The following is a 23,322-nucleotide window of genomic DNA, read 5'->3' as shown; positions in this document are numbered from 1 at the left end:
GTCGCGTCGGGTTGCGGGTGCTCAGGGCGGCGTTGAACAGTTCGAGCCATCGCGATGCGATTTGGCTCGCCTGCTGGACTGCTGTGCTTGGCATGTTCGTCATGTGTCGATGTCCTATCGCGTGATCGTGCAACGATACGTAGCGTAGTGTTAAGCAATCTATGCGAAGTGCGAACCAAATGCAACAGCCCAAATTGTTGGCGCCTTTCTCGTAGCGCTTAAATAGTCTTACGCGCTCATGGCGAGCCTAGCGTTTCGCAGGCGTACCCGCCAACGATACGCTACGGATCGTTGCGTTTAGCACGTGAAATAAAGCATGTCAATGCGTGTACGTCGGGATGGGAAGAGTTGGTGGATCAACTAGACTGCTTCAACGCTTCGAGTTCGTATCAGATGTTGGTTTTCCGAAACTGAGACCGCGAGATGACGACCTGTCTCTTTGCGCTGGATAACAGCGTCGTGTGGGTATGCTGGTAGGTGCTTCAAACGGTGCTCCTTGGACTCGGCGATTCACAAATGTTGCGCCGCTTGCTTAACTTCGAAATCGGTATTCCATGGCGAGGTTGCCGGTGCTGGACGTAGCAACAACGCACCGGAATGAACGGGATCGAGCAATTCAACTCTGAATTCAGGGAGAAGACTAAGCGCCGTTTGGAGAATGCCCATTGGTTCCAGAGCAAAGAGCGTACACCGTCATCAGAATGGTTAGGATTTTTACATGACCCATTCATATTAATTGCGGCCCTTGCTCCATTGTGAGTTGCGAAAAAATAAAGTATTGAGTTTACAAATTAAGCCTGCCAAATGGTGAGCCGACCCGGCGCCCGGTGTGGAATCGATTGTGTCGGCCCCAGACGAGAGCGCACAGATTTTTCGACAAGAGCGGAAAGGAGGAGAACTATGGGCAATAAATACGTCAAAGCTATGCTGGCTGGTTATGCGCTCGCGGTTGCATATTCGGCAAGCGCTCAGAGCAGCGTGACACTGTACGGCGCAGTGGATTCCAGCATTTACTACCAAAACAAAACACCAAAAAACCAGGGAAAGACGTTCCAGCTACTTGATGGTGGTATGGAGAGTTCGCACTTCGGTATGATTGGAATAGAGGATCTAGGCGGGGGATACCGTGCCGGATTCAAAATAGAAAGCGGATTCTTGACCACTAATGGTGCGCTCGGAAATTCTAATGGCGGTTTATTTGGGAGGAACGCCTACGTGTCTCTTGATGGACCGTTCGGCAGCGTAAAAGCAGGACTTCAGTTTTCCCCGTTCTTTCTCGCTGTCTACGATACGGACCCGTCGGGCTTTAGTGATCAGGCGAGCGCGCTGATTCCGTATCTGAATAACTTTCTCATAGCTGGTTTGTTCAGTAACAATACCGTGTCGTACACCACGCCTGTGTTTGGGGGTTTCAGCGGGGCTGCCATGTTTGGCTTCGGAGGCGTAGCCGGTAACTTCAAGGCGGGGAAGCAACAGTCGTTTTCAGCCAAGTATTCTGACCATGGCATCTTGGCCGAGGTTGCCTACTTTTCCGCGAACGACGCGACTGGGGGCACTGCGCAGCAGGGGCGTCTGGCCGGTTTGACATACAAGTGGGGTGAGCTGACCGTCGGTGGAGCCTTTGTGAACTATAAAACGCCAGGCTCGACCACTGGGGTGAAGAATGTCAACGTTTACAGTGCGAGCGGACACTATTGGGTGACGCCAGCACTCGGCGTGTTCGGCGGCGTCTACGTCTCTCGGGACCAAAACAGCAGCGCGAACCGCTCGGAGCTCTATGGTCTTGGGACAGAGTATCTGCTGTCGAAGCGAACGGACCTCTATGCCCAAGTTGGCGTGGTTCACAACAAAGGCATCATGGGCACTGGCCTAAACTCGCAAAGTATGAATTCACTCGAGGGTCTGCCGGCCGGCACAACCGTTGGTGTGAACGTTGGCATCACGCACCGCTTCTAGACTAGAGCGTGATAGAGGACCTGGCCCGAACGTTCCTGACATCACGGGCCAAGTCAATGCTTGATGCGCCGCCTAAAGCTAGCCAAACATATTTGAGATTTTGAAGGCGCCGGCATTTCAGCTATTGGCGCTTTGCTTCGTCGATAGCGCGAAGGGGTCGCTGTACCGGGCAGCCTTGAATGGCGGCCACACCATCCGAGCCGGTGGCTTCATCGATGAGCGTTGACCTTCGATGCAGTAGCGTCGTTGCCAACCGATCGCGATGTGCGTTTCGGTTTGTTCGATGTACAGCGGCAGCCGATCTCCGTCGGTCGACAGTGTTGCAGCCAGTTGGCGTCGCGGTCTCGGTGGAGAAAAACGCCAGCGGTCCGATGACGACAATTCCTGCAGCACGATCTGTTGCTCGGCCGGGCGAACTTGATGCCGTCCAGCCAGCGCCGGTGCGCTTTCGTCCACCTGGAGCGGCCCGTGTAGCGATGGCCATGGCGCGACACAACGACAACAGCCGTTGCCGGCTTGACGTTGCAGATGCTCCATTTCGTCACGCGCACGGGTCAGATCGCGCAGCGCCTCTTGTGCCTCATCCGGAATCCATACGGGACTCAGCTCGCCGGCTCGATGGAAGCGCGCCCGGCTTCGGGCGTCGCGTCGGTCGCTCGTCACGCGTTCGCCCGGCTATTTTGGAATTAGCGACGGCGCCATGACATGGCAATCCTGCTTAAGCTCCCGCTGCGTCGCACGCATGTATGAAGGATACGTTGCATATCGGTATTATGGTTATTGTTGGCTGCGTGCGAAACGGAAGAACCCCATAGCGACCGATTTTGGGTTGAGCTATTCATTTTGGACGCTTGAAGATTTTTCCGCCGTCTGTGATTTGGCGCTTTGGTCGCTGCCCGCCGGCCGTTGCTTGTCGGAGTATCCTACTTTGGTACGAACCGAGAGCTCGAGTAGGCGTAAATACCAATGCAAAGATACGAAACGTTTCGTACATTGTCGCATGAATCAATAACGATAAGACGGTTGAGTAGATGTCGCGAAGCGGGGCTCATACCACGGAGGAAGCGCGTGGCGCGACAAGATGTGTAGCGTCTGCGAACCATCGACTATGGACTGTCAATAGCTCGCGCGTTATTCATAGACGGCGTTCTGCAGCAAGTAGCCAGGATGACGATGACCTCGGCGAATCAGTAAATTCAAGCGGGATTCCCAAGGAGACAAGAATGACCAATTTGGCGTGGAGAGTAGGTGAAGTCACGATTACGCGGATCACTGAATCCGAACCCGAAATTTCTCTAGCAGACGACCTCGGGTTTTGGCCCGATGCCACCGCTGACGCCGTAAATGCGATACAGTGGTTGAGACCGCACTTTGTCACACCAAAAGGCGATCTTCGCCTGAGTTTTCACTCGTTGTTGGTCGAAACACCGAAGACGCGAGTTGTCGTTGATACCTGCGTTGGTAACGACAAAACGCGGCACATGCCGGCGTGGAATCAAATGCACAGCGACTATCTGGAGAAATTCGCAGAAGCCGGATGGACGCGTGAATCGGTTCGTGGCGTGCTATGCACGCACATGCACGTCGACCATGTCGGATGGAATACAATGTGGGTCGACGGCCGATGGGTTCCGACGTTTCCTAATGCCCGCTATTACTTTAGCCGTCAAGAATATGAGTTCTGGACTAACAAGGCAGGGCCATACCATGAGCAGTTACCAGATTCGCTAAGAGAAACCATGGAATCGTCGGCGCTCTTGGTCGATTCCGTAATGCCAGTCGTAGACGCCGGACTTGTCGAATTTGTCGAATCGGACCATATCATCTCACCGGAGATTCGGCTTCTACCCACGCCTGGGCACAGTCCGGGGCATGTCAGCATCCTGATTGAATCGCGGGGCCAGCGAGCCGTGATCACTGGCGACATGGCGCATCATCCGATGCAGATCGCATGTCCCGCATGGTCCACGGTGCTCGACACCGATCCGGTTCAGGCAAGGAAGACGCGATTCGATTTCTATGAGCGATTTGTCGATACGCCGACTCTGGTGATTGGAACGCACTTTGCCGCGCCGACAGCGGGCCGGATCGTACGTGATGGCGAAACGTATAGACTGGCTGTCTGAACCGTTGCGCTGTTGAGGTCTCCATGCCGTCGGTTTGTGATTCAGCGAACGCGGAGACCTTAGCTGGATCGAGCTTCACCTGCGTAGCCGCGAATACTGGCATGGTGTCGGCTGGGACTGGGATAGAAGAGATGGTAACCAGGAAACGGAGCGCACCAGTTCTTGACGCAATGCGCTCTGCGTCATTTGCACAAATGGAGACAGATATGAAAGTGCGCGTTGGTCTATTGAACAAAAGAACGGATTTCACAGTCGAACAATTCCGATCGCATTGGATTTCGGTACACGGGGCGTTGGTGTCACAGCTGCCGCGTTTGCGCAGATACGAGCAGAATCATGTAATTCATGTGCCGCAAGGAGGAAGTGGCTTTAAGACCGGTACAGATTCGGTTGATGGCTTCTCCGAGCTGCATTTCGACCACGATGACGACATGCGAGAAGCGCTGGCAACGCGGGTCGCGCAGTCGATGGTCGCAAATGAGGCCAACTTTCTTGAGCGAGTCCGCGTTGTGACTGTGGAACGAAGCGAGGTGGTAGCTCCGCCTGCGAGCGGGCCGTTTAACAAACGGATCTCTCTGGTCCGTCGACGTTCCGATATTTCACTGGATGATTTCGTACGAGAGTGGCAGGGCGTTCATGCCCAACTCATTGCATCAATTCCGGGTGTTATCGGCTACCGGCAAAATCTCATCGTCGGAAGGCAGTCTCCAAAGGGTAAGGATGTGGACTATGACAAATTCCCCCTCGACGGCCTGGTCGAATTGTGGTTCGCCGACGCAGAGGCACCCACTGCCGCGTTTGCATCACGCGAGGGCAAGAAAGCACTCGTTCACACGGGGATGATTGCAGGCGAGATCACGACGTTTCCGGTCGAGCCGATAAATATCGTTTGACGCACGGCACGCCAGGACTCGTTTTCCTATCGTTCGGGATTCGCAGCAGACGCCTCGCGAATCCTGCGTCCATATTGACGACCTCGCCGTCAAAGCGCGACTTCCTATGTCCAACAGTATTTCCGCGAGCCCCACACGGGGCCCACGGGTCAGGGTTCTAGCGCGGCGTGATTTGGATCGGCAAGATCTTGAGACTGTTCAGGGCATAGACAATGCGGGGCTGCGGCTCTCCCGCCAATTCGATGCGGTCAACGCGGGCGACGAGCGCCTGCATCAGCGTTTCGGCCATCAGACGTGCGATCATCTGGCCGATGCACACGTGCGCCCCGGCACCGAAGCCCACGTGCTTGCCCATGACGTCGCGGTCAACGTCGAACTCGTCCGGATTGTCCCAGAAGCGCGGATCGCGGTTCGCCGACGCAAGAAAAAATGCGATCTTGCGGTTACCCTCCAGTTCGTAGCCGTTAAAAACCATGTCGCGCGTGGTCAGACGGTAGGCCACTTCCGACGGCGTATCGAGGCGGACTGTCTCTTCGAAGGCGTTCTTGATCTTCGAGGGATCGCTTTTCACCTTCTCCCATTGATCGGGATTCTCCGCGAGTCTTCTCAGCATGGCCGAGATAGTCGAGGATGAAGTATCGGTGCCACCGCGCAAGAACAGGCGGATCAACCCGATCCCGGTGCCCGGCTCGAACACGCCCGCGTCCTCGGCCTTGTAGATTGTGTCGCCGAAGGTGCCGGGCTTGACGTTCTCACGCTCCACCGACCGGTCGTAGAACTCGATAGCGTCCTTGACCGCATCCAGACTCTTCTGGCGCAGTTCAGTCATCGGACCTAACGAGAAGAAGTTCATCTCGCCGATGCCGGGCAAATACTCACGCGGCACATCGAGGCCAAGCGTCTCGGGGATAACCGTGTACACCATCTCTTCAGCAATCTCGGACACGGCGTTGAACGGGCCACCAATGGAAATAACCCGCTCTATTATATCGGCCGCCACCTTCTGGTAGCGCTCGCGCCAGCCTCGGATGACAACGGGCGACAGCAGCTTTTGCATGCCCGAGCGCGTCTTTGTATGGACCGGCGGGTCCACCTCTCCCAAGGGGCTTGGCTTCCGGAACTTGCTCGACTCAGGGTCGCGTCGGTCGATCAAACCAATGCCGGCGGCGACCGAGAATCTATCGTGGTCGACTATTACCGTCTTTACGTCGTCATAGCGTGCAACCGCATAGACGCCGTATTTCGTGAGACGGACCACCGGCGCGGCGTTCCGAAGCGCTGCACGGAACGGGTACGGGTTGCGAATTGTGTCCTCGGCATACGGATCGAGGTCGAGAGCCGGTGGCGGGGCGGCGTTGGCCGTTGCGCTGGATTGACTGAACATTATGCTTCATCCTCCTAAGCTATTTGACCCATGCGATGAGCAGTGATCAAGGCGTTTCGAGATGCGACCTTGTCGGCGATGGCGTGAGCGAATCGCCGGTCACTTATGCCCTCTGTCGTAACGTTGGCGCCCACCTTGACCCGCGGCGCGCGACATGACTAATAAGGCTCAATGAGTGGAAAGAGCGAAGGCTTATTCACCACTACCTCCTCGGTCGCTCGTCTCCTGTTTGTCGAACCCAAGGCGCTCGCGCTGCCCGCCCCCGGAAGGACAGTGTGAAATGACCTCGTTTGCGTCGCCTGGGTTAGTGACGCAATTTGAAAACGATGCGTATCATTACTATAGTGTTGAGTTTTCGGACGTGCAAGACCGGTGATTCGTGCGCCGATTACCGGATGCGGGCGTATGCCCCTGAGCCAGTCTCAAGAGGACGCAGAACTCGCCCATCGCTTCCGCCTCTGATCGGAGACGATATGAAACAACCAGTGCATCAAAGTAGCCGTGCTGCTGCGAGTGGGAAATTTCCTAACAAAACATCCTCTGTAGGCGGCGACCGAACGAGGAGTGTCGTTCAACGATGGACAGGCTTAGGTCTGCTGTAGCGGATTTCTGTTGCACGGCAGGAAGACAGCCACTGTAGGTTCGATACGTTACGTTGCTTTATGGCATCGCAGTGCATCGAAAGTTTGATTATCGAACTCCGATCCAGCGTACGTCGTGCTTAAGTATTCACCCAAGAAGCCGAGTGACGCCCACCGAAGCGCCATTCGTAGGCGCCTCGCGCAGGTTGAGCAGGCTAGAGGATCTCGACGCCAGCAGTTTCTTTTAGGGAACGCACGCTTACCACACACACGAGAGAGCAGAGCAGCACGACCAGTGATATGGCCCACGTTCCGTGCCACAGAGCATAGAGCCAAGTGGCGAGCAAAGGTGACAGCCCCCCTCCGATCGCAGTGCCTATCTGGTATGCGCTCGACGACCCCATGTATCGGTGATCTGTGCGAAACGACTCCACCATCAGCGAGTTTGATGGTCCAGAGATCATGCCCGAAAAGAACCCGAAAGCCGCATACGCGCCCCAGATCACAGTCGTGTGTCCGGTGTCGACGAGGGTGAATATGGGAAACGCTAGAGCAGCGAAGCCCAAGCTGCCAATCGTGATCATGATCTTGCGGCCGAATTTGTCTGATAGATGCCCGCTGGTCACTGCGCTGATGGCGAAAACCGTCACCGCGATGATGAAACCGGTTAGTCCGACGGTGCTGGGGTGTCCCTTCAGACTGAGGTAGCCAATCATCCACGTTCCAAGGATATAGTTCGCCGCGCTGAAGCCGAGACAAATCCCGATCACCTGGACCAGCTGCCGCGGGCTATGACGCAGCATGATGATGAGAGGGTTCTTCTGACGCTCGCGAGCGTACTCGGAGCGCATAGCTTTTTCGAAGATGACCGACTCATGCATATGGCGCCGAATCCACGCACCGACCGCGATGAGAATGATCGCGAGCAAGAATGGAATGCGCCATCCCCAAGAAAGGAAAGTCTCACGAGGCATTGTCGCAGATGCTAATAAAACTGCATTGGCAAGCAGGACTCCCGCTGACGAGGATGCTGTTACCAGCGAGGTGTAAAAGCCACGTTTGGCCGTCGGTGCGGACTCGTTCACCATGAGCACCGCGCCGGCCATCTCGCCCCCCACCGCGAAACCTTGCAGGGTCCGAAGCGTCACTAGTGCAATGGGCGCCCAGATGCCGGCCGAGGCGTACGTGGGCAGAAGCCCAATCGCCATCGTTGCGAAACCGGCCACCAACAGTGTGACTAGCAGCACGAGCTTGCGCCCGAAGACGTCACCGAAATGCCCGGCGAGCATGCCGCCGAAAGGCCGCGCAAAGAATCCGACAGCATATGTCGAGAACCCTGCGAAGAGCGCCGCTGTAGGGCCCAGATTCGAAAAGAAAAGCGCGCCCAATGCGATCGCGGCCATCGAGCCGTACAATCCGAAGTCGTATTGTTCCAGGAGGTTGCCTGCCGTGGCGCCAAAGATTGCTCGCCGGAGCCGACGATTCACTGTTGCCGGCTCGATCACTTCGCTGCCCGACAGGGGAGCGGCCTCACCCGGGTCCGCGTCGTTACCCGCGTATGGATTGATATGCGATGTCATGGATGTCTCCGTACGCCGGTCAAACCGGCAGTTTCTTGTGAATGAAAGAGTGATATGTCAAGAGATCATGGTCTTCCTTTTGGCATTGCGACCCACTCGGCGAGCGGCGCCCATGCGACCACCGTGGTCACCCGCGCTCACAGGTGCCCATCGAACTAGACAATTGCTTCATCATGATCGTCTTCATGGTCGTATGAAACAAACTTTGACTTAGCCTTCGGGGCGGCGCTGCGACACGTTTGCCATTGCGTCTAAAGCGTCACGGACAGTCGGTGAGGGCGCACATTACTGGCTGGGTTGCACCGTTTGGGCGAGGCGCTGCCACGTGTCGAGAGTCTCTTCGCCTAGTGCGTCGGCCAGCTGTGACAGGCCGTTGACGAGCGGGTAGTTGCCCTTGACTTGAGAAGCCAGTTCCTTAGCTAGTTTGAGATCCTTACGAACAATCGCAAGGCCAGCGTCGAAGCTCTGGGCGGAAAGCATTGAGGCATACATGGCCGCAGGCCCATCTTTACCTGCCGAGATCCAGTTCCTGCCGGTTCCAGTCTCGAACACTCGAGCAAGCTGATTGAGCTCTAGCCCATACTCCAGCGCGAGCCGATAAGTTTCGGCGGACATCAGGCTGCTTACAATGCCAAGGATGTTGTTGAGGATCTTGACCGTCTGAGCCGCGCCGACCGGACCGCAATGAAAGCGGTTCGTTGCTAGGCATGCAAAGACCGGTTCGACCACCGCGATGTCCTCGGCTGCGCCGCCAGTCATGATTGTGAGTGTGCCCTGATCCGCCCCCATCGCGCCGCCGCTAACCGGTGCGTCGACCAAACGCATGCCGGCTAGCCGCAAAGTGACCTCGAACTCGCGCACCGTCTCGGGCGCCATGGTGCCCATCAGCGCCACCAGTGGCGCCCGGTATTCCTGAAGTCCGGCACGCAGGCCTTCATCGCCCAGCAGCACCTGACGCGCCTGCGCGGGCGTCGCGACCATCACGATCACCATATCAGCCGCCGCACATTGAGCTGCAGTGCGAACGATTCGGGCACCGGACCGTGCGAACGGGAGCAGGGCGGCTTCACGCGCGTCGCATACAGTCAAGTCGAAGCCAGCGTCCTGCAGCCGTCGCGCCATGGGCGCGCCCATGGCGCCGAGTCCGATTACTGCCACTGATTGCACCATGACCATCGGGCGCTCCCGGAATGAGATCAGGCGTCAGGTCGCTATCAGGGAGCGGCCTGCCTGAAGATGTTTCGTGCGACGCGAACCGCGACCTTCGCGATTGACCGCCGCTATTTCGCAGATTCTCTGGGACATCATGCCAAGGACGGCCGGAGGCTACTGACTATCGACATCAACCTTGAAGCTGGTGGACGTCACTGCATCGGGGTCGTTGCCAGCTCGCCTGCCTGTATCGAGGCCGTCGATCCGTGCCAGTTCGTCCTCCGTCAGCGTGAAATCGAAGACTTCGAAGTTCTGCTTGATCCGCTCCGGGTGTGTCGACTTGGCGACGGCCGATAGGCCCCGCTGGATGTGCCAGCGGATTACGACCTGCGCAGGCGTTTTGCCGTGCTTGTCGGCGATCGACACGACTACGAGATGCTCCAGCGGGCTCTTTGCGGGGGTGGGAACGGCACCCGGCCGCCGCATGTACGTGCCGCCGAGTGGAGCCCAGGACTGAGTCACGATGCCGTGCTCGGTATTCGCCTTCCATGCCTCCCATTGAATGAAGAAAGGGTTCATCTCGATCTGGTTCACCGCAGGGACGACCTCTGTTCTGGCACGCAGATTTTCGAGATGATGCGGCATGAAGTTGGCAACGCCGATTGCCCGCACACGCCCCTCGGCAAGGAGCTTTTCGACGGCACGATAGGACTCGGCGGTATCGTCGAATTCGCCCGGCAGCGGCCAGTGTAGGAGGTACAGGTCCAGATAGTCCAGGCCCAGCCTCTTAAGGCTCGCGTCGAACGAGCGCAGGGTGGCGTCATATCCGTAATGTCCGATCCATAGCTTGGTCGTGATGAACATCTCGGCGCGATCGATGCCGCTCGCACGGATGCCGGCGCCGACATCCCGCTCATTGAGGTAGCCTGCAGCGGTATCGATTAGGCGATAGCCCGCGCCGATGGCGGTTTCTACGGCACGCGCCGTCTCTTGGGGGGCAGTACGCAAGACCCCTAGTCCGAGGGCTGGCATCTTGACGTTGTTGCTAAGCGTAATCAAAGGGCTCTTACTCATTTGAGGTTTCCTGTTTTCAAGCGTAACGGCACAGGTGATCGGGGTCGCGGTCGGCGATGGAGATTTGGGCAGCGCCCGGACACTCCGCGCAGCGCATCACCCTACAGTGACACCGCTGTCGACTGCCAAAACCTGTCCGGTGACTACTCGCGATTCGTCGGATGCCAGGTAGACGGCCATGTGAGCAACATCCACAGGCTCGCCTAAGCCCAGCACATGGCGCGCAACGAAAGGACCGCCTCCGCCGCCATCCAGGAAGGCCTGCACGCGCGGCGTGATGGTGATGCCGGGAGCGATCGCGTTGACGCGGATCGCATGCTTTCCATAACCGATGGCCATGGCTCGCGTGAGAGCCGCGACGCCTCCCTTGGCTGCGGTATAACAGTCGAGGCCGGGCGCTCCCATGAGAGCCATCATTGAAGTCATGTTTATCACCGAGCCGCCGCCCGCCTTGACGAGTTCGGGCAGGCCATGCTTGCAGCATACGAAAGTGCCGTACAGGTCCACCCGGATCGTGCGCCAGAACTCGTCGTCGGCCACTTCGGTCACAAAGTTGTCATGCGGCGAGGAGCCACCAGCGACGTTGCAAAGCACGTTGATGCCACCGAAAGCCTCTGCCGCTCGAGCAATCGCCGCGCGGACACTATCACCATCCCCCACATCGCACTCTATAGCCAAAGCATGTCCCTGTTGTATCGCTGCTGCCAAGTTAGCTGCGGCTCGTTCAGCGCTGATATCGGCGGCGGCGACGAGCGCGCCTTCGGCCAGGAAGCGTTTGCATATCGCGCTGCCGATGCCACCTGCCGCGCCGGTTACGAACGCCATCTTTCCTTTGAGCCTCATTTCTGCTCCTGAGTGTCCAGTTTGTCCGGTTCGCCATTCTCGGCCTCGCGCTCGCGCCAGAGCCGCTGCTCCACTGCGACCAGGAAGTCATGAACCGATGCGTTGAATGCGGCAGGCTCTTCCAGGTTGACCGCGTGCCCTGTCTTCGGCATGACCAGCAGACCGGCTGCGGGCATCGTCCGTTTCAGGAACAAGCTGGTTTCGATCACCGGGTCGTCCTCGTCGCCAGCGACGATCAAAGTGGGCACGCGCGTGGCCTTTAGCTGCGCCTCGAAATTGGACAGCGGTGGGCGCAGCGCCTGACAATTGCGCATCGTGAGCGCTGAACCCGCTGCCGAGTGCTCAGCCAACTGCCGGCGGAATTCTTCAAAGCCACGGGGATCCTTGTGCAACAGCTGGATGCGCGTCGGGTCGCACGACAACATGCGCTGCACTGTGGCACTTCCCATACCTTCGTCCAGGAAGATCTGCGCGTTCCGGCGAGCTGCGGCGATGAAACTGTCACGCGAATCGGGATTGCCGCCGGTGCCTCCGCCGACGAATACGAGTGCGAGCACCCGTTCGGGATGCCGCATTGTGAAGTGCAGTGCTGTTCCAGCGCCCATGCTGAAACCGACGATGCACGCACGGTCCAGTTTCAGGTGGTCGAGCACCGCACCGATGTCCTGCACCGCCAGGTCCTGGCCGTACAGATCGTCCCGCTCGGGTACATCCGACGGCGGGTAACCCCGTGCGTTGAAGGTAATGCAGCGATAGAAACGGGATAGGTACCGAACCTGCATTTCCCAGCCACGGAAATCATGAGCGAACTCATGAACGAACAGCACGGGCGTGCCTCTGCCGGTCTCCTCGTAGTAGAGTGAAATCTCTCCGGAACCTGCATAGGGCATATCTTCTCCTTGGCGCGGCTGTTAGGGCGGTGCTGATGGCTGGCGCGCTTTTCTCTCTCTTGCGTTGCAACCACGCGATGGTCAGGCTCCAGTGAACACCGGATTACGCTTCTCCCTGAACGCCTGTTGCCCCTCGCGATAATCGGCGCTCTCCACGCAACGCTGGGTGTATGCGTCGAGGGAGGCCAGATCACGCCGGACAGGTTCCTTTAGCGCCTGCTCGATGGTGAACTTGCTGGCCTGCACGGACAGCGGTGCGTTATTGGCGATCGTCCGCGCGAGATCGACGCTTTCGCCGACCACGTCTTTCGGGGCCAGCACATCGACCAGGCCGATGTCGAAGGCTTCTCGAGAATTGAAGCGGCGGGCCGTAAATAGCATCAAGCGGGCTCGTGAGGGGCCGACCAGGGAGATCAGTAGCTCGGTATATTCAAGGGGGTAGTGGATGCCGAGGCGTGCCACCGGAATGCCGAAGACGGCATCATGCGATGCGATCCGCAGATCGGCCTGCATCGCGACCACCATGCCTCCGCCCAGGCAGAAACCCTGGATGCAAGCGATGCTGGGTTTGGGAAAATTGGCGAGCCGATCACGACCGCGGGCGGTAATTTGCGAGAACTCGGTATCGGCTTGCGCAGTGGCGCGCCGCGCCGCAAACTCGCTGATGTCGGCGCCGGCGGTGAAGGCCTTGCCTCCGGCCCCGGCGTAAATCACGACCCGCACGTCGCTGTCGCGCTCCATTACGTCGAGCGCTTCGGCGACACCGTCCCACATCTTCATGTTGATCGCGTTGAGTTTCTCGGGACGGTTGAACAGTATCACCCCCACCTGATCGATTCGGCCCGCCAGCAGTGTGCCGTCGGCGTGGCTGCCGACCGCCTGCATTTCGTCTTCGAGCCGCATTCCCGGTTTGTCTGTCTCCATCTGGCACCTGTTTGTCTCTGCCAAGCATTGTCCGGCGTCGCTGGAAAGATTTAAAGCGAGCATTTGTTTGGGTACCCCAACCACTCTAAAAGTCCTCGAAACAGTTGGGGTAAGCCAAGAAATTCCAACTCGACTCTCCTATTGCATGAGCGCCATCATTCGTGCAGTTCCGAATCTAGACAGGAGATCGTGTGTGGAAGACATGAGCGACGCAACGAACGCGGCGAACGCCACCGGAAGCATCACCGATTCGACACTTCCCTTGGCCGGGCTCAAGGTGATCGATCTCACCGTTGCTCGGGCGGGCCCCTCCTGTGTCCGCCATCTGGCCGACTGGGGCGCGGACGTAATCCGGATCGATCAGCCGCTGCCACCGCCCGGATCGCCCGAATACGAAGACGTGACCGGTCATGAACATAGCTCCGACTATCAGAATCTGCACCGCAACAAGCGCTCCATTCGCCTGAATCTCAAAGAAGTGGGAGGCAAGGCCGTCCTGCTTGACCTCGTCACGACCGCCGACGTGGTAGTCGAAAACATGCGGCCGGCCGTGAAAGAGCGCCTCGGAGTCGCCTACGAAGACCTAAGCAAGGTCAATCCTCGGCTGGTCTACGGCAGCATTAGCGGCTTCGGCCAGTACGGGCCATATCGCGACCGCCCCGGTCTCGATCAGATCGCGCAGGGCATGACCGGCCTGATGTCCGTGACCGGAGAGCCCGGCGCCGGTCCGATGCGCACCGGTATTGCCGTCGGCGACATGAGCGCCGGCAACATCCTGGCGCTTAACATCATGATGGCCCTTTACGAGCGACAACGCACTGGCCGCGGCCGATGGGTGCACACGAGCCTGCTGGAGAGCCTCCTATTCATGATGGACTTTCAAGCGGCCCGCTGGCTAGTGAACAAGGACCTGCCGATTCAGGTCGGCAACGAGCATCCCACTGCGGTTCCGACCGGCGTGTTTGCCACGCTGGACGGCTACATCAGCATGTCGGCGCCCAACTCACGGATGTGGCCGAAGATGTGCACCGCGATGGGCAAGCCCGAGTGGGCGGAGAAGAAGGAATGGAGCACCAACGAAGGACGGCAGGCTGCGCGGGCTGAACTGGGTGAGGAGATCGACAAAGTGATTCGCACGCGGACCACAGACTACTGGATCGACACATTTAATTCCGTCGGGGTGACTTGCGGGCCCATTTACACCATGGACAAGGTCTTCGAAGACGAGCAGGTGCGCGTGCTGGAAATGGCGGCGCCGGTGAATCACCCGACGCTCGGCTGCATGCATCTGGTGGCGTCACCGCTGAATTTTGCTGGCCTGTCGCGTCGTCTGCGCAGGCCTTGCCCGGGCGGCGGCGCTGATGCGGACCAGATCCTTCAGGAGCTGGGTTACTCCTCCGGTCGAATCGCCGAACTGCGAGCAACCGGTATCTGCTGAAGTGGGTTTCGGCGTGCACGTAACCGGAGGAATATCACATATGCGGGTCAAGACGTACGTCCTCGTTCATGGCGCCTTTCACGGCGCGTGGTGCTGGAACGAGGTCATCGCGATCCTGCGGGCGAAGGGCCATACGGTGCACGCGCCGACACTCACTGGATTGGGCGAGCGCAGCCACCTCATGTCGATCGGACCCACGTTGGACACCTTCATTGAGGACGTCGCGCAGGTGATCCGGTATGAGGAACTAGAGGACGTGATCCTCGTAGGGCACAGCTTTGCCGGATCAGTGGTATCGGGCGTGGCCGACCGCCTGCGGGAACGGTTGCGGCACTTGGTTTATCTCGACGCGTTGCTGATCCCCCCGGGTTCGTCGAGTGCCGATCACGCGCCCGAGGGCGTCGAGAATTACCGCCGCCGCGCGATGAGCGTCGAAAATCAGCTGGCCGTGCCGCCGCCGCGCGCGGAACATCTCGGCATCCCCGATCCTGGCAAGGCGGGCACGATTGCGGCGAAGTTGACTCCCCACCCACTGCAGCCGTTCTACGACAAGCTGAATGTGAAAGACCCACTCGGAAACGGCGTTGCCGCGACCTATATTGCCTGCTCGAACCCGTACTATCCGGCCACAGCCCGGTCACGCGAACTGGCGCGAAGCTTGCGGGGATGGCGCTATATGGAGCTTTCCACTGGGCACAGCGCCATGACACTGGTGCCGGCGGAGCTGAGTGAGATCCTTTCGTCAATCTAGCGATTTCTATAAGGACCGATGGTGTGGGACCTGCTGCAGGGTCATGCCTCGGCCGTCGCGCATGGTGGAGAGACTGTTTCGAGCGTTCGCGGAGCCGGCTTACCCGACCACATTGTCGCGCAGGCAAGCTATGATGTAACTGCACGTCCCGACTTATTTCGAGTCGACGTACTAAACGTCCCCCCAGCCGGTGCATCGAGCGAGGCGCGGTCAGCAGCGTGGGCGTCACTCGCTGCTAATCCCTGAGCTGTTTTTCGACCATTGGTTCGCATGCTATTGTCCGCCGTCTGCTCGAACTTTGTCATTCATCATCGTCCTGTCGATCATCACCGCGGCGGAGCCGGGCGGAGGCGAGATCCATGAAGCTGCGTCAACTGCAATGCCTTTGCGCCGTGGTGGATGCGGGCTTAAACATATCTCGGGCGGCGACCGTGCTGCACGCGACCCAGCCGGCCGTGGCCAAGCAACTGAAGCAGTTCGAGGAGGAGCTCGGCGTAGACCTTCTTCTGCGCCGGGGAGATAGGCCGGTTGAGCTGACGTCTGCCGGCGCGCGCGTAGTGGCTTGGGCGCGCCGTGCGCTGCAGGCTGTCGACAACTTCACGGCCATAGCCCAGGAGAACAACGGCGAAGAAGGCGGCACTATTACCCTGGCTACTAGCCACGCGCACGCCAACTACCTGCTGCTGCATGCGATTGCCGCATTCAACCAGCGGTTCCCGCGTGTTCGCATGCAGGTGGTGCAAGCCTTGCCGTACCACGTGGCGGAACTTGTGCGGGATGGAAAGGCCGCGGTCGGTGTAACCTACATGCCTTGGCAAGTGCCCAGGGACGTCGTTGCCGTCCCCTTTATGACCACCCTGCGCCTCGTTGTTGCTTCGGCCGGCCACCCGCTCTTGCAGGAAGCAGAATTGACGCTGGAAAGGCTTGCTGCTTACCCCCTCATCGTGCCGCAGTCGGCGCGACCGCAGGGTGCCTATATCGTGAGCAGATTTCGCCAGGCGGGACTGGAGGTCAATCCAATTGTCCAGGCGTACGATGTCGACGTGACCAAGACCTACGTGGCCGCGGGTCTGGGCGTCGGAATCATCCCTGCTTTTTGCTTCTCAGCCGAAAAGGACGCCGGCCTCGAGGTGCGTGACGTCGGACACCTGTTTGAACCGGTCACCTCGGTTGTACTGGCACGGCGCCACGGTCACCTGTCGCCCTACGTCTATGTGTTCCTGCAGGCAATTGACGTGTCACTGGAACGAAGGCGGCTCGAGACCCTGATCCTCGAAGACTCCTAGCTTCAAAGTGTTGGCGGCTTCCGGCTAGCATCGCTGGTGGCCAAGACGCGGTGGAAGCGGCCCAAAAGCGAATTCGCGGCTAATTTCAGCCGGAAAATCTATCGGCTAAATGCGGAGTGTGCCCTACGATATCCTCGGTCACCAGCCGACGCGCCAGCGCTCGACGATCGCGGATCAGAGCTCCGATTTGCCGGAGTTCCGCCTCACCGATTAGGGCCTCGGAGCACCGTCAGGTCTACTTTCTGGAGGCGGCTGCCAGCTCCTCTATCCTTTGTCGGTTGAGCTCCTTGTCCAGCATTTCGAGGAAAGCGTAGGCAGAGCGTCCCAGCTGACTCTGTCGCCGTAGCAATACCGCAGAAGCCGACGCTTCGAATAGATGATCAACTTTGCGCGCGCGCAAATCGCGGTCCTCACTTGGCGAGTAGCAGACTGCAGGCACAATAGCAATACCCACGCCTGCGGAAACATAGGTTTTGATCACGCCGGTGTCGAGCGCCTGCATTGCTACGTTCACCGCCACGCCAGTCGCCTCGAACCTGCGCAGCACCGCGGCATCAGAATGGGAGGAACTCAGGACGAGAATCGGATAGGCGGCTATCTTTTTAAGCGTTAACTCTTGCTCCTCGAGTAGGGGATGCCCTGGCGGGGTGAGGAGGATGTGCTGCAGTCTCAGGAAGGGCACGGCCATGATGTCCTTCGGCATCTCCACAGGCAACTGGGTGACGCCGATGGTTGCTTTGCCTTCCCGCACCAGCTTCATGACCTGATCCGGCGCTCCCTGCAGCACATGTATGCTTACGCGGGGGTAGCGCCGCGTGAAAGCGAGAACCGCGGGCAGGAGAACGTAATTGGCGTAAGTGTGACTCGTCGCCAAGGCGATGCTACCCCCCTCAGCGGCTTGGGCGTCGCGCGCCACGGAACGGATATTACCGGCGTACTGCAAGGCGCGGCGAGCCCAAGCGATGGTCCGCTCGCCGCGTTCGGTCAGGCCTACCATCCTGCCCCGTTCGCGGACAATCAGAGCTACGCCGAGCTCCTCTTCCAGTTGGCGAAGCTGCATGCCGACGACGGTGTGGGTGACATGCAAGTCGAGCGCCGCGCGTGACAGGTTGAATCCCGCGCCGACTACAGCGCAAAAGCATTGAAGTTGGCGCAGCGTTACGCGCGGTGGCTGTGAATCCGCCCGCTGCTGATCATGTCCCGGCACGCCCATGTCAACACCTTTCATCGTCCACGTCCGCGAGCCATCCGGTGGGCGCGAGGGCAAGACTCGCGATTCAGAACTACAAAGGCACGCCGGGCAGGTCGCCAGCCGCTTGCAACAGCATCGGCATCGGCAACGCTACCGACGATGCGGCACTGTTGCTGCCAAATGGCTGCCAAGCGTTGTTCCTGCGATCGGCGATCCGTGGTCGAACCGCCAAGTGCTCCGAACCGCTCATCGGGGGCGCTCGGTCGTGCGGCGTTCGATTGCGAGCAATGCCTCGAGGTCGATGGTCACCTTCAGCGCTTCCAACTCGCGCTCGCTCGAAGCCCCGTGCAGTGGCGCGGGGCGCAGGTCGGCCATCGCGGTGTAGCAGTCACGCAGGGCACGATGTATGGCCAGCATAGGGGTGACAGGGTCCACAATGAGTCGGACGCCGTACTCTGCAAGCTCTGCAGGCGGCATCGGCAGCTGTGCAAGGCCGGTCGTCGCTGTCATGAACATCAGCGGCGCAGGGAGACTGCGACCGATCACGCGCAATTGCGCCGCGTCAAAGGTGAGCACAAACAGGATATCGGCGCCCGCCGCCTTGTAGGCATGGGCGCGGGTTACCGCTTCGTCGAGGTTCTCGCGCGCGAGGTTGGTGCGCCCGATGATAAGGAAGTCCGGGCTGCGCCGCGCAGCAACAGCCTCGCGAATCTTCTCCACCATCACCTCGACAGGTACCGGATAGTCGATGCCGATATGGTGGTGTGCTCGCTTGGGTACGTGCTGGTCCTCGAGTTCGATCGCGGCGAATCCTGCCGCCTCGGCTAGGCGTACGGTGCGGCGCACGTGCATCGCGTCGCCCCAACCGCCAGCGGCGTCGAGGATGAGCGGAAGGTCGCAGGCTGCCCGAATGTCCAGCGCCAATTGCGCCATCTCGGTCGCATTGAGGTTAGCCTCGGTCACTGCTTTATCATAGCCGACGCTCCCGCCACCCAGATAGAGCGCACGGAACCCTGCGCGTTGAGCGAGCTGCGCGCTCATCGGTCCCAAGACGAGGGGTGCGATCACCGGCATTTCATGAGCGAGAAGCGAGGCGAGTGGAGTCATACCTTTCTCTGCAGCTCGCCCGCGGTCCAATTGGTCTTGTTAGCAAGCTCAGGCCACCCACTCGGCGTTCCGGATGCCGCGATCCTTTGCGCAATCGGCAGTGAATCGTCCCATTGAGCGGCTACGAAGCGCATGCCGCTGATACTTCCGCCTGCGTCCGAGACGAGATACAGGATCGGAGCAGCCATGCGCTCCGCCGGGACGAACTGACTCTGGTCGATGGTTTCGGGATTAGGAATCATCTGCGTCGCAACTGGACCGCCCGGAACCACTACATTTATCGTGATTCCATCGCTTGCCAGTTCCTTAGCCATGCCGGTGCTCCAAGCTTCCATGCCGGCCTTGGAGGGCCCGTAAGGAGAGAAGCCCGGGCGCAGCATTGTGAAAAAGCTGGTACCGATGTTCACGACCCGACCGAACTGCTGAGCACGCATGCGCGGTACTGCGGCCTTGGTCATGTAAAAAGGGCCGTTCAGGTTGACTGAGATGATGCGCGTCCACAGTTCGGCTGGGATTTCATCGATAGTCGCGCCCCGCGTCATATAGTCAGCATGTAATGAAGCCGCTCCGAGCGCGGCGTTGTTCACAAGCACGTCTAGATGCCCGAATCGCGCAACGGTCTGACTTACGCTGGCCTGGCAGGACGCGTAATCCGAGACGTCCGTAGGAATCGCGATGGTCCGATCGGCGCCAAGATCGGCCTCCATGGCGTGAATGCTCTCTTCGTGTACGTCACACAGCGTCACACGCATCCCTGCATCGACGAAGGAGCGCGCGAGAGATTGGCCGATGCCACGGCCCGCGCCGGTGATCAGTGCAACACGGTTTCTCAGTTCTGGGGCGTGCATGCTTTGTTGTCTCCGAGGCAGTTGTTATGCCATGAAATGAGAGATGTTCCTGAGACGGTATACCCGTCATCATGCTGGATCTCGAAGATCGCCTTAAAGAGACGATGCGTATCGTTGTGAAAACATTAGGTGAAAACGGGATCAAATGCAACAAGGCTTGCGGAAACATTGGTCAGCCAGCCGGGATCGCTCTGCTTGGCGGCGTTGCTGCGGGTGCGCCGAAGGCCTCCGGAGGCGCCCGCGAGTTCAGGCGCGCGCCGACGGGTGAGAAAGATGGGGTGCCGAGCGGTGCTCCGATCCTTGCGCTTGACGGCAGTAGAGAGTCAGACGTCCTTGCCGTTGGCTCCGATCCGAACGAGACGTTGCCCCTTCTTCTGGCTTTCTACTAAATCCTTGATCGCTGCCAGGAAGCTCTTTGTGTGCGAGGCATCCAGGTGCGCGTTGAAGGCTTCCTCATCGGCATAGATCTCGTACAGAAGAACGCGGCACGGATCGTTGCGATCGTGCAGTATGTCATACCGTTGACACCCGGGCTCGTTGGCCACGGACACCTGCGCGGCTTCCGCCGCCAGGGACTCAAACTTTGCGAGCCCTTCGGGTTTGATCCGGAATTCGACGAGAACGGTATAGTTCAGCAACGAGTTATTCATTCGCAAGATACCCCTGAAGATGAGCAGATGGTACTGCCTTGGCACTGCTTTCGTGAGTTGGTCCCCGATCAGTGCCCGTCAGCCTACGTTGTTATGGAGCCGGAGTTGAATAATGAGAACGATACGAAGCGTTTCATTGGATGCTGCATGATGCCAGAAAGGAAAGGGGCGGGCAAGGAACCAATCTGTTTCACCTGCTGCGCCGCACAGCCGGCATCATGATGACGATGGCGGATCAGCCGCCGGAAGTGCAATGGCGACAGCGGAAAACGTTCGGTACGACGATTTCGGCGTTCTCTCAAGTTAATCAAGCTTTGCCATCCGCCGCGTTGCCGTCCACGTCTGGTGAATGGCAACACGCTGGCTTGTAACCATCTCTAACGGCGCGGTTACCCGCCGTGCCTTACACCGCATCGGCCATATGCTCTGCGCCAGCCAGTGAGAGCGTTGACAGATCCTTGAAGTATCCGCTTTCGAGATTTACTCAGTTGCCCTCATTTCGGAATGCTATTGCCTGAGTGAAAAATAGAATTGGACGTAAAGGACGGCGTGGACCAGACTCGCATTTAAACGATAAGAAAAGACGTGTACTGCAATGGCGCTATGCCGTCCTGTCACAATCGACCACAACCACATGCGACGGTGGTCCATGAACATAGGAATTGAATTATGGAAAAGCAGTTGTTTGAGAAAGGGTTGGCAGTGCGCCGTGAATTGCTGGGTGACGCGGCTGTAGAGCAGGTCTTTCAGAGCGCCGGTGAATTTGGCCGGCCGATGCAAGAGCTGGTAACGAGTTTCTGCTGGGGCGCAATCTGGACACGGCCGGAGCTTGACCGACGCAGTCGGAGCATTCTCAATTTGGGCATGCTCGCGGCGGCCAACCGTTCGGATGAGCTTGCGGGTCACGTCCGTATTGCACTGCGAAACGGATTGACCCGGAGCGAGATCCGAGAATGTTTCCTCCAGGCGGCTGTTTACCTAGGAATGCCTGTTGGTCTTGGTTGCTTCAAGATTGCGGCGCAGGTATTTGCTCAATTGGATCAAGGCAAAGATGAATAAGATAAAGGTAGGATTTGTCGGGCTTGGGCGAATGGGACAGGGCATGGCGCGCAACCTCGCGAATGCGGGCGTCGATTTGAGCGTTTTTGACCTAAATGTCGAAAGCGTCTCGATCCTGGCGGATGCCGGCGCCCGGGCTGCCTCTGACCTCGCAGCACTGGCCCACGACTCGGATGTCGTTTTCACCTCGTTGCCAGGACCGCCCCAGATCGAGCAGGTCGTGCTGGGAGCCAACGGGATTCTTGAAAACCTGCGTCCGGGCGCGACGCTCTTTGAGTTGTCCACCAGTTCCGTTGCGCTGGCGAGTGAACTCGATATGGCTTTCAAGCGCAAAGGTTGCGCAATATTGGACGCACCGGTAAGTGGTGGCCCCGGCGGGGCTGCCTCTGGCAATCTCGCGCTGTGGGTCGGTGGCGATCGCGCAGTTTTCGACCGTCACCTGGATTTGCTACGGATCGTAGGCAAATGGCCTCGGCACGTTGGACGTGTTGGTGCGGGGACGGTAGTCAAGCTGGTGCATAACATGACGGCCGCCTTATTCTGTCTTAGTATGGCTGAGACATTTTCTCTAGGCGTGAAGGCGGGTGTCGATCCCCTTGAATTATGGCAGGCTTTGCGTCTGGGGGCGATTGGCCAGAGTTCGCCGCTGAACATGCTTACAAGATCCTTTCTTCCGGGCAAATATGACGTGCCGTCGTTTGCGATGGAACTGTTGCACAAGGACATTAAGTTGGCGAACTCGCTGGCAAAAGAGCTTGACGTACCGATGCCGCTTGCTCGCATGACGCTAGAAGAAATTAGCCAGGCTCTCGCGCATGGCTTGGGCGGACACGATTCGGCCGCGTTCATGAAACTGCAGTTGCGCCGCGCCGACGTGCAAATTGCCGTGGATTCGCAGCGCTTACAGCAGGCATTAATCGATGATATCAGTTCGCAGCCTAACTTTAAAAGTTATGCAGAGAAGATCTCTTAGTGCAACTGACAATGTGTCCGCCGCACCGGCTTCATCGCGCAGCGCGGCGGCACTTGACGGGCAGGGTAGACGCTTACAAGGCATCGGCAAGACCTACGTACTCGTCCATGGCGCCTTCCACGGGGGCTGGTGTTGGACGGGCGTTGCGAGGCGTCTGCGCGCTTTGGGTCATACAGTCTACACTCCAACGCTCACTGGTCTGGGCGAACGTTCTCACGTGATGGCAGCGCGACCCACGATCGACACTTTCATCGAGGACGTGGCTCAGGTGCTTCATTTTGAGGATCTCACTGAAGTGCTCCTGGTTGGTCACAGCTTCGCCGGATCCGTTATTTCCGGCGTGGCTGATCGCATGCCAGAACGTCTGCAACATTTGGTCTATCTGGATGCGGCTGTGGCATTGCCGGGACAAGCTCTGACAGACATAGGTCCGCCCGGACTAGTCGACGGGTACAGAGCCCGTGCACGCGCAGCCGGCGGGGACGGAGCGAGCATCCCGCCACCCGCGCCCGAGGCTTTGTGTCTGGCGACAATTACTTTTGCCGGTGGCGACAACTAGATTTGCCGGTGTTCGGCGGCTGACCTGCTGAGGTCGCGGCCGTCGCTATCATGCGG

At 58.8% G+C, this 23,322-nt stretch carries 22 protein-coding genes; 10 read left to right on the top strand and 12 right to left on the bottom strand.

The genetic code is table 11. The annotated features are described in order from the left end of the window. Positions 1 to 900: 900 nt before the first annotated feature. Positions 901 to 1,956 (top strand): porin, encoded by a 1,056-nt coding sequence (locus B0G57_RS30140; protein WP_104489616.1) that lies wholly within the window; start codon positions 901 to 903, stop codon positions 1,954 to 1,956. Between the two features lie 117 nt (positions 1,957 to 2,073). Here the strand turns inward: B0G57_RS30140 and B0G57_RS32030 are convergent, their stop codons facing one another. Continuing rightward, positions 2,074 to 2,619: a hypothetical protein gene (locus B0G57_RS32030; protein ID WP_223258775.1), complete on the bottom strand. Its 546-nt coding sequence runs from the start codon at positions 2,617 to 2,619 to the stop codon at positions 2,074 to 2,076. Between the two features lie 560 nt (positions 2,620 to 3,179). Between B0G57_RS32030 and B0G57_RS30130 the strand changes: the two genes are divergently transcribed. Both B0G57_RS30130 and B0G57_RS30125 read left to right on the top strand, forming a co-directional pair. Next, positions 3,180 to 4,082: an MBL fold metallo-hydrolase gene (locus tag B0G57_RS30130; RefSeq protein ID WP_199189661.1), complete on the top strand. Its 903-nt coding sequence runs from the start codon at positions 3,180 to 3,182 to the stop codon at positions 4,080 to 4,082. Positions 4,083 to 4,288: 206 nt separating this feature from the next. Then, positions 4,289 to 4,975, top strand: a complete 687-nt coding sequence (locus B0G57_RS30125) for an EthD domain-containing protein (protein WP_035469288.1) — start codon at positions 4,289 to 4,291, stop codon at positions 4,973 to 4,975. Between the two features lie 157 nt (positions 4,976 to 5,132). On the opposite strand, the gene B0G57_RS30120 is transcribed toward B0G57_RS30125, so the two are convergent. From B0G57_RS30120 to B0G57_RS30090, 7 genes are all read right to left on the bottom strand, one after another. Further along, entirely contained in the window at positions 5,133 to 6,359 is a 1,227-nt protein-coding gene (locus tag B0G57_RS30120; protein ID WP_018442832.1) for a cytochrome P450, read from the bottom strand. Between the two features lie 796 nt (positions 6,360 to 7,155). Further along, positions 7,156 to 8,520, bottom strand: a complete 1,365-nt coding sequence (locus B0G57_RS30115; RefSeq protein ID WP_018442833.1) for an MFS transporter — start codon at positions 8,518 to 8,520, stop codon at positions 7,156 to 7,158. A 285-nt stretch (positions 8,521 to 8,805) separates the two neighbouring features. Then, positions 8,806 to 9,696, bottom strand: a complete 891-nt coding sequence (locus tag B0G57_RS30110) for an NAD(P)-dependent oxidoreductase (RefSeq protein ID WP_018442834.1) — start codon at positions 9,694 to 9,696, stop codon at positions 8,806 to 8,808. Between the two features lie 150 nt (positions 9,697 to 9,846). Continuing rightward, positions 9,847 to 10,704 carry an aldo/keto reductase gene (locus tag B0G57_RS30105; protein WP_018442835.1) on the bottom strand — a complete coding sequence of 286 codons (858 nt, stop codon included), beginning with the start codon at positions 10,702 to 10,704 and terminating at the stop codon, positions 9,847 to 9,849. A gap of 138 nt (positions 10,705 to 10,842) precedes the next feature. Further along, positions 10,843 to 11,589 carry an SDR family NAD(P)-dependent oxidoreductase gene (locus tag B0G57_RS30100; protein ID WP_020566452.1) on the bottom strand — a complete coding sequence of 249 codons (747 nt, stop codon included), beginning with the start codon at positions 11,587 to 11,589 and terminating at the stop codon, positions 10,843 to 10,845. Next, positions 11,586 to 12,479 (bottom strand): alpha/beta fold hydrolase, encoded by an 894-nt coding sequence (locus B0G57_RS30095; RefSeq protein WP_018442837.1) that lies wholly within the window; start codon positions 12,477 to 12,479, stop codon positions 11,586 to 11,588. Before B0G57_RS30095 ends, B0G57_RS30100 begins: the two co-directional genes overlap by 4 nt. An 81-nt stretch (positions 12,480 to 12,560) precedes the next feature. Then, positions 12,561 to 13,403 carry an enoyl-CoA hydratase gene (locus B0G57_RS30090; RefSeq protein WP_199189660.1) on the bottom strand — a complete coding sequence of 281 codons (843 nt, stop codon included), beginning with the start codon at positions 13,401 to 13,403 and terminating at the stop codon, positions 12,561 to 12,563. A gap of 202 nt (positions 13,404 to 13,605) precedes the next feature. Between B0G57_RS30090 and B0G57_RS30085 the strand changes: the two genes are divergently transcribed. The 3 genes from B0G57_RS30085 to B0G57_RS30075 all read left to right on the top strand — a co-directional run bounded on the left by B0G57_RS30085 (position 13,606) and on the right by B0G57_RS30075 (position 16,878). Further along, on the top strand, positions 13,606 to 14,841 hold the full coding sequence (locus B0G57_RS30085) for a CaiB/BaiF CoA transferase family protein (protein ID WP_018442839.1): 1,236 nt from the start codon (positions 13,606 to 13,608) through the stop codon (positions 14,839 to 14,841). 40 nt (positions 14,842 to 14,881) lie between these two features. After that, a complete protein-coding gene (locus B0G57_RS30080; RefSeq protein ID WP_018442840.1) occupies positions 14,882 to 15,592 on the top strand; it encodes an alpha/beta hydrolase in 711 nt (236 codons plus the stop codon). A 359-nt stretch (positions 15,593 to 15,951) separates the two neighbouring features. Then, positions 15,952 to 16,878, top strand: coding sequence for a LysR substrate-binding domain-containing protein (locus tag B0G57_RS30075; RefSeq protein ID WP_018442841.1), 927 nt, complete (start codon positions 15,952 to 15,954; stop codon positions 16,876 to 16,878). 235 nt (positions 16,879 to 17,113) lie between these two features. Here B0G57_RS30075 and B0G57_RS30070 read toward each other — a convergent pair whose 3' ends face one another. From B0G57_RS30070 to B0G57_RS30055, 4 genes are all read right to left on the bottom strand, one after another. Then, positions 17,114 to 18,106 (bottom strand): LysR substrate-binding domain-containing protein, encoded by a 993-nt coding sequence (locus tag B0G57_RS30070; RefSeq protein WP_083925767.1) that lies wholly within the window; start codon positions 18,104 to 18,106, stop codon positions 17,114 to 17,116. A gap of 210 nt (positions 18,107 to 18,316) precedes the next feature. Continuing rightward, complete coding sequence (locus B0G57_RS30065; RefSeq protein ID WP_018442846.1) at positions 18,317 to 19,177, bottom strand: isocitrate lyase/PEP mutase family protein; 861 nt, start codon at positions 19,175 to 19,177, stop codon at positions 18,317 to 18,319. After that, positions 19,174 to 20,025 carry an SDR family NAD(P)-dependent oxidoreductase gene (locus B0G57_RS30060; RefSeq protein WP_018442847.1) on the bottom strand — a complete coding sequence of 284 codons (852 nt, stop codon included), beginning with the start codon at positions 20,023 to 20,025 and terminating at the stop codon, positions 19,174 to 19,176. The genes B0G57_RS30065 and B0G57_RS30060 overlap by 4 nt, the downstream gene beginning before the upstream one ends. 323 nt (positions 20,026 to 20,348) lie before the next feature. After that, positions 20,349 to 20,663, bottom strand: coding sequence for a putative quinol monooxygenase (locus tag B0G57_RS30055; RefSeq protein ID WP_158256641.1), 315 nt, complete (start codon positions 20,661 to 20,663; stop codon positions 20,349 to 20,351). A gap of 152 nt (positions 20,664 to 20,815) precedes the next feature. On the opposite strand from B0G57_RS30055, the gene B0G57_RS30050 reads away from it, so the two are divergent. From B0G57_RS30050 to B0G57_RS30035, 4 genes are all read left to right on the top strand, one after another. Beyond that, positions 20,816 to 21,046: a hypothetical protein gene (locus B0G57_RS30050; RefSeq protein ID WP_018442849.1), complete on the top strand. Its 231-nt coding sequence runs from the start codon at positions 20,816 to 20,818 to the stop codon at positions 21,044 to 21,046. Between the two features lie 298 nt (positions 21,047 to 21,344). Continuing rightward, positions 21,345 to 21,734: a carboxymuconolactone decarboxylase family protein gene (locus B0G57_RS30045; protein WP_018442850.1), complete on the top strand. Its 390-nt coding sequence runs from the start codon at positions 21,345 to 21,347 to the stop codon at positions 21,732 to 21,734. After that, positions 21,727 to 22,707, top strand: coding sequence for an NAD(P)-dependent oxidoreductase (locus tag B0G57_RS30040; protein ID WP_018442851.1), 981 nt, complete (start codon positions 21,727 to 21,729; stop codon positions 22,705 to 22,707). Before B0G57_RS30045 ends, B0G57_RS30040 begins: the two co-directional genes overlap by 8 nt. Further along, positions 22,655 to 23,266 (top strand): alpha/beta fold hydrolase, encoded by a 612-nt coding sequence (locus B0G57_RS30035; RefSeq protein WP_317615757.1) that lies wholly within the window; start codon positions 22,655 to 22,657, stop codon positions 23,264 to 23,266. The genes B0G57_RS30040 and B0G57_RS30035 overlap by 53 nt, the downstream gene beginning before the upstream one ends. Positions 23,267 to 23,322 lie beyond the last annotated feature (56 nt).

Origin of the sequence: Trinickia symbiotica (assembly GCF_002934455.1) — a bacterium.
In the GTDB taxonomy this organism is placed as follows: domain Bacteria; phylum Pseudomonadota; class Gammaproteobacteria; order Burkholderiales; family Burkholderiaceae; genus Trinickia; species Trinickia symbiotica.
The sequence above is the reverse complement of the archived record's forward strand: the minus strand, read 5'-3'. Positions and strand labels throughout refer to the sequence as shown.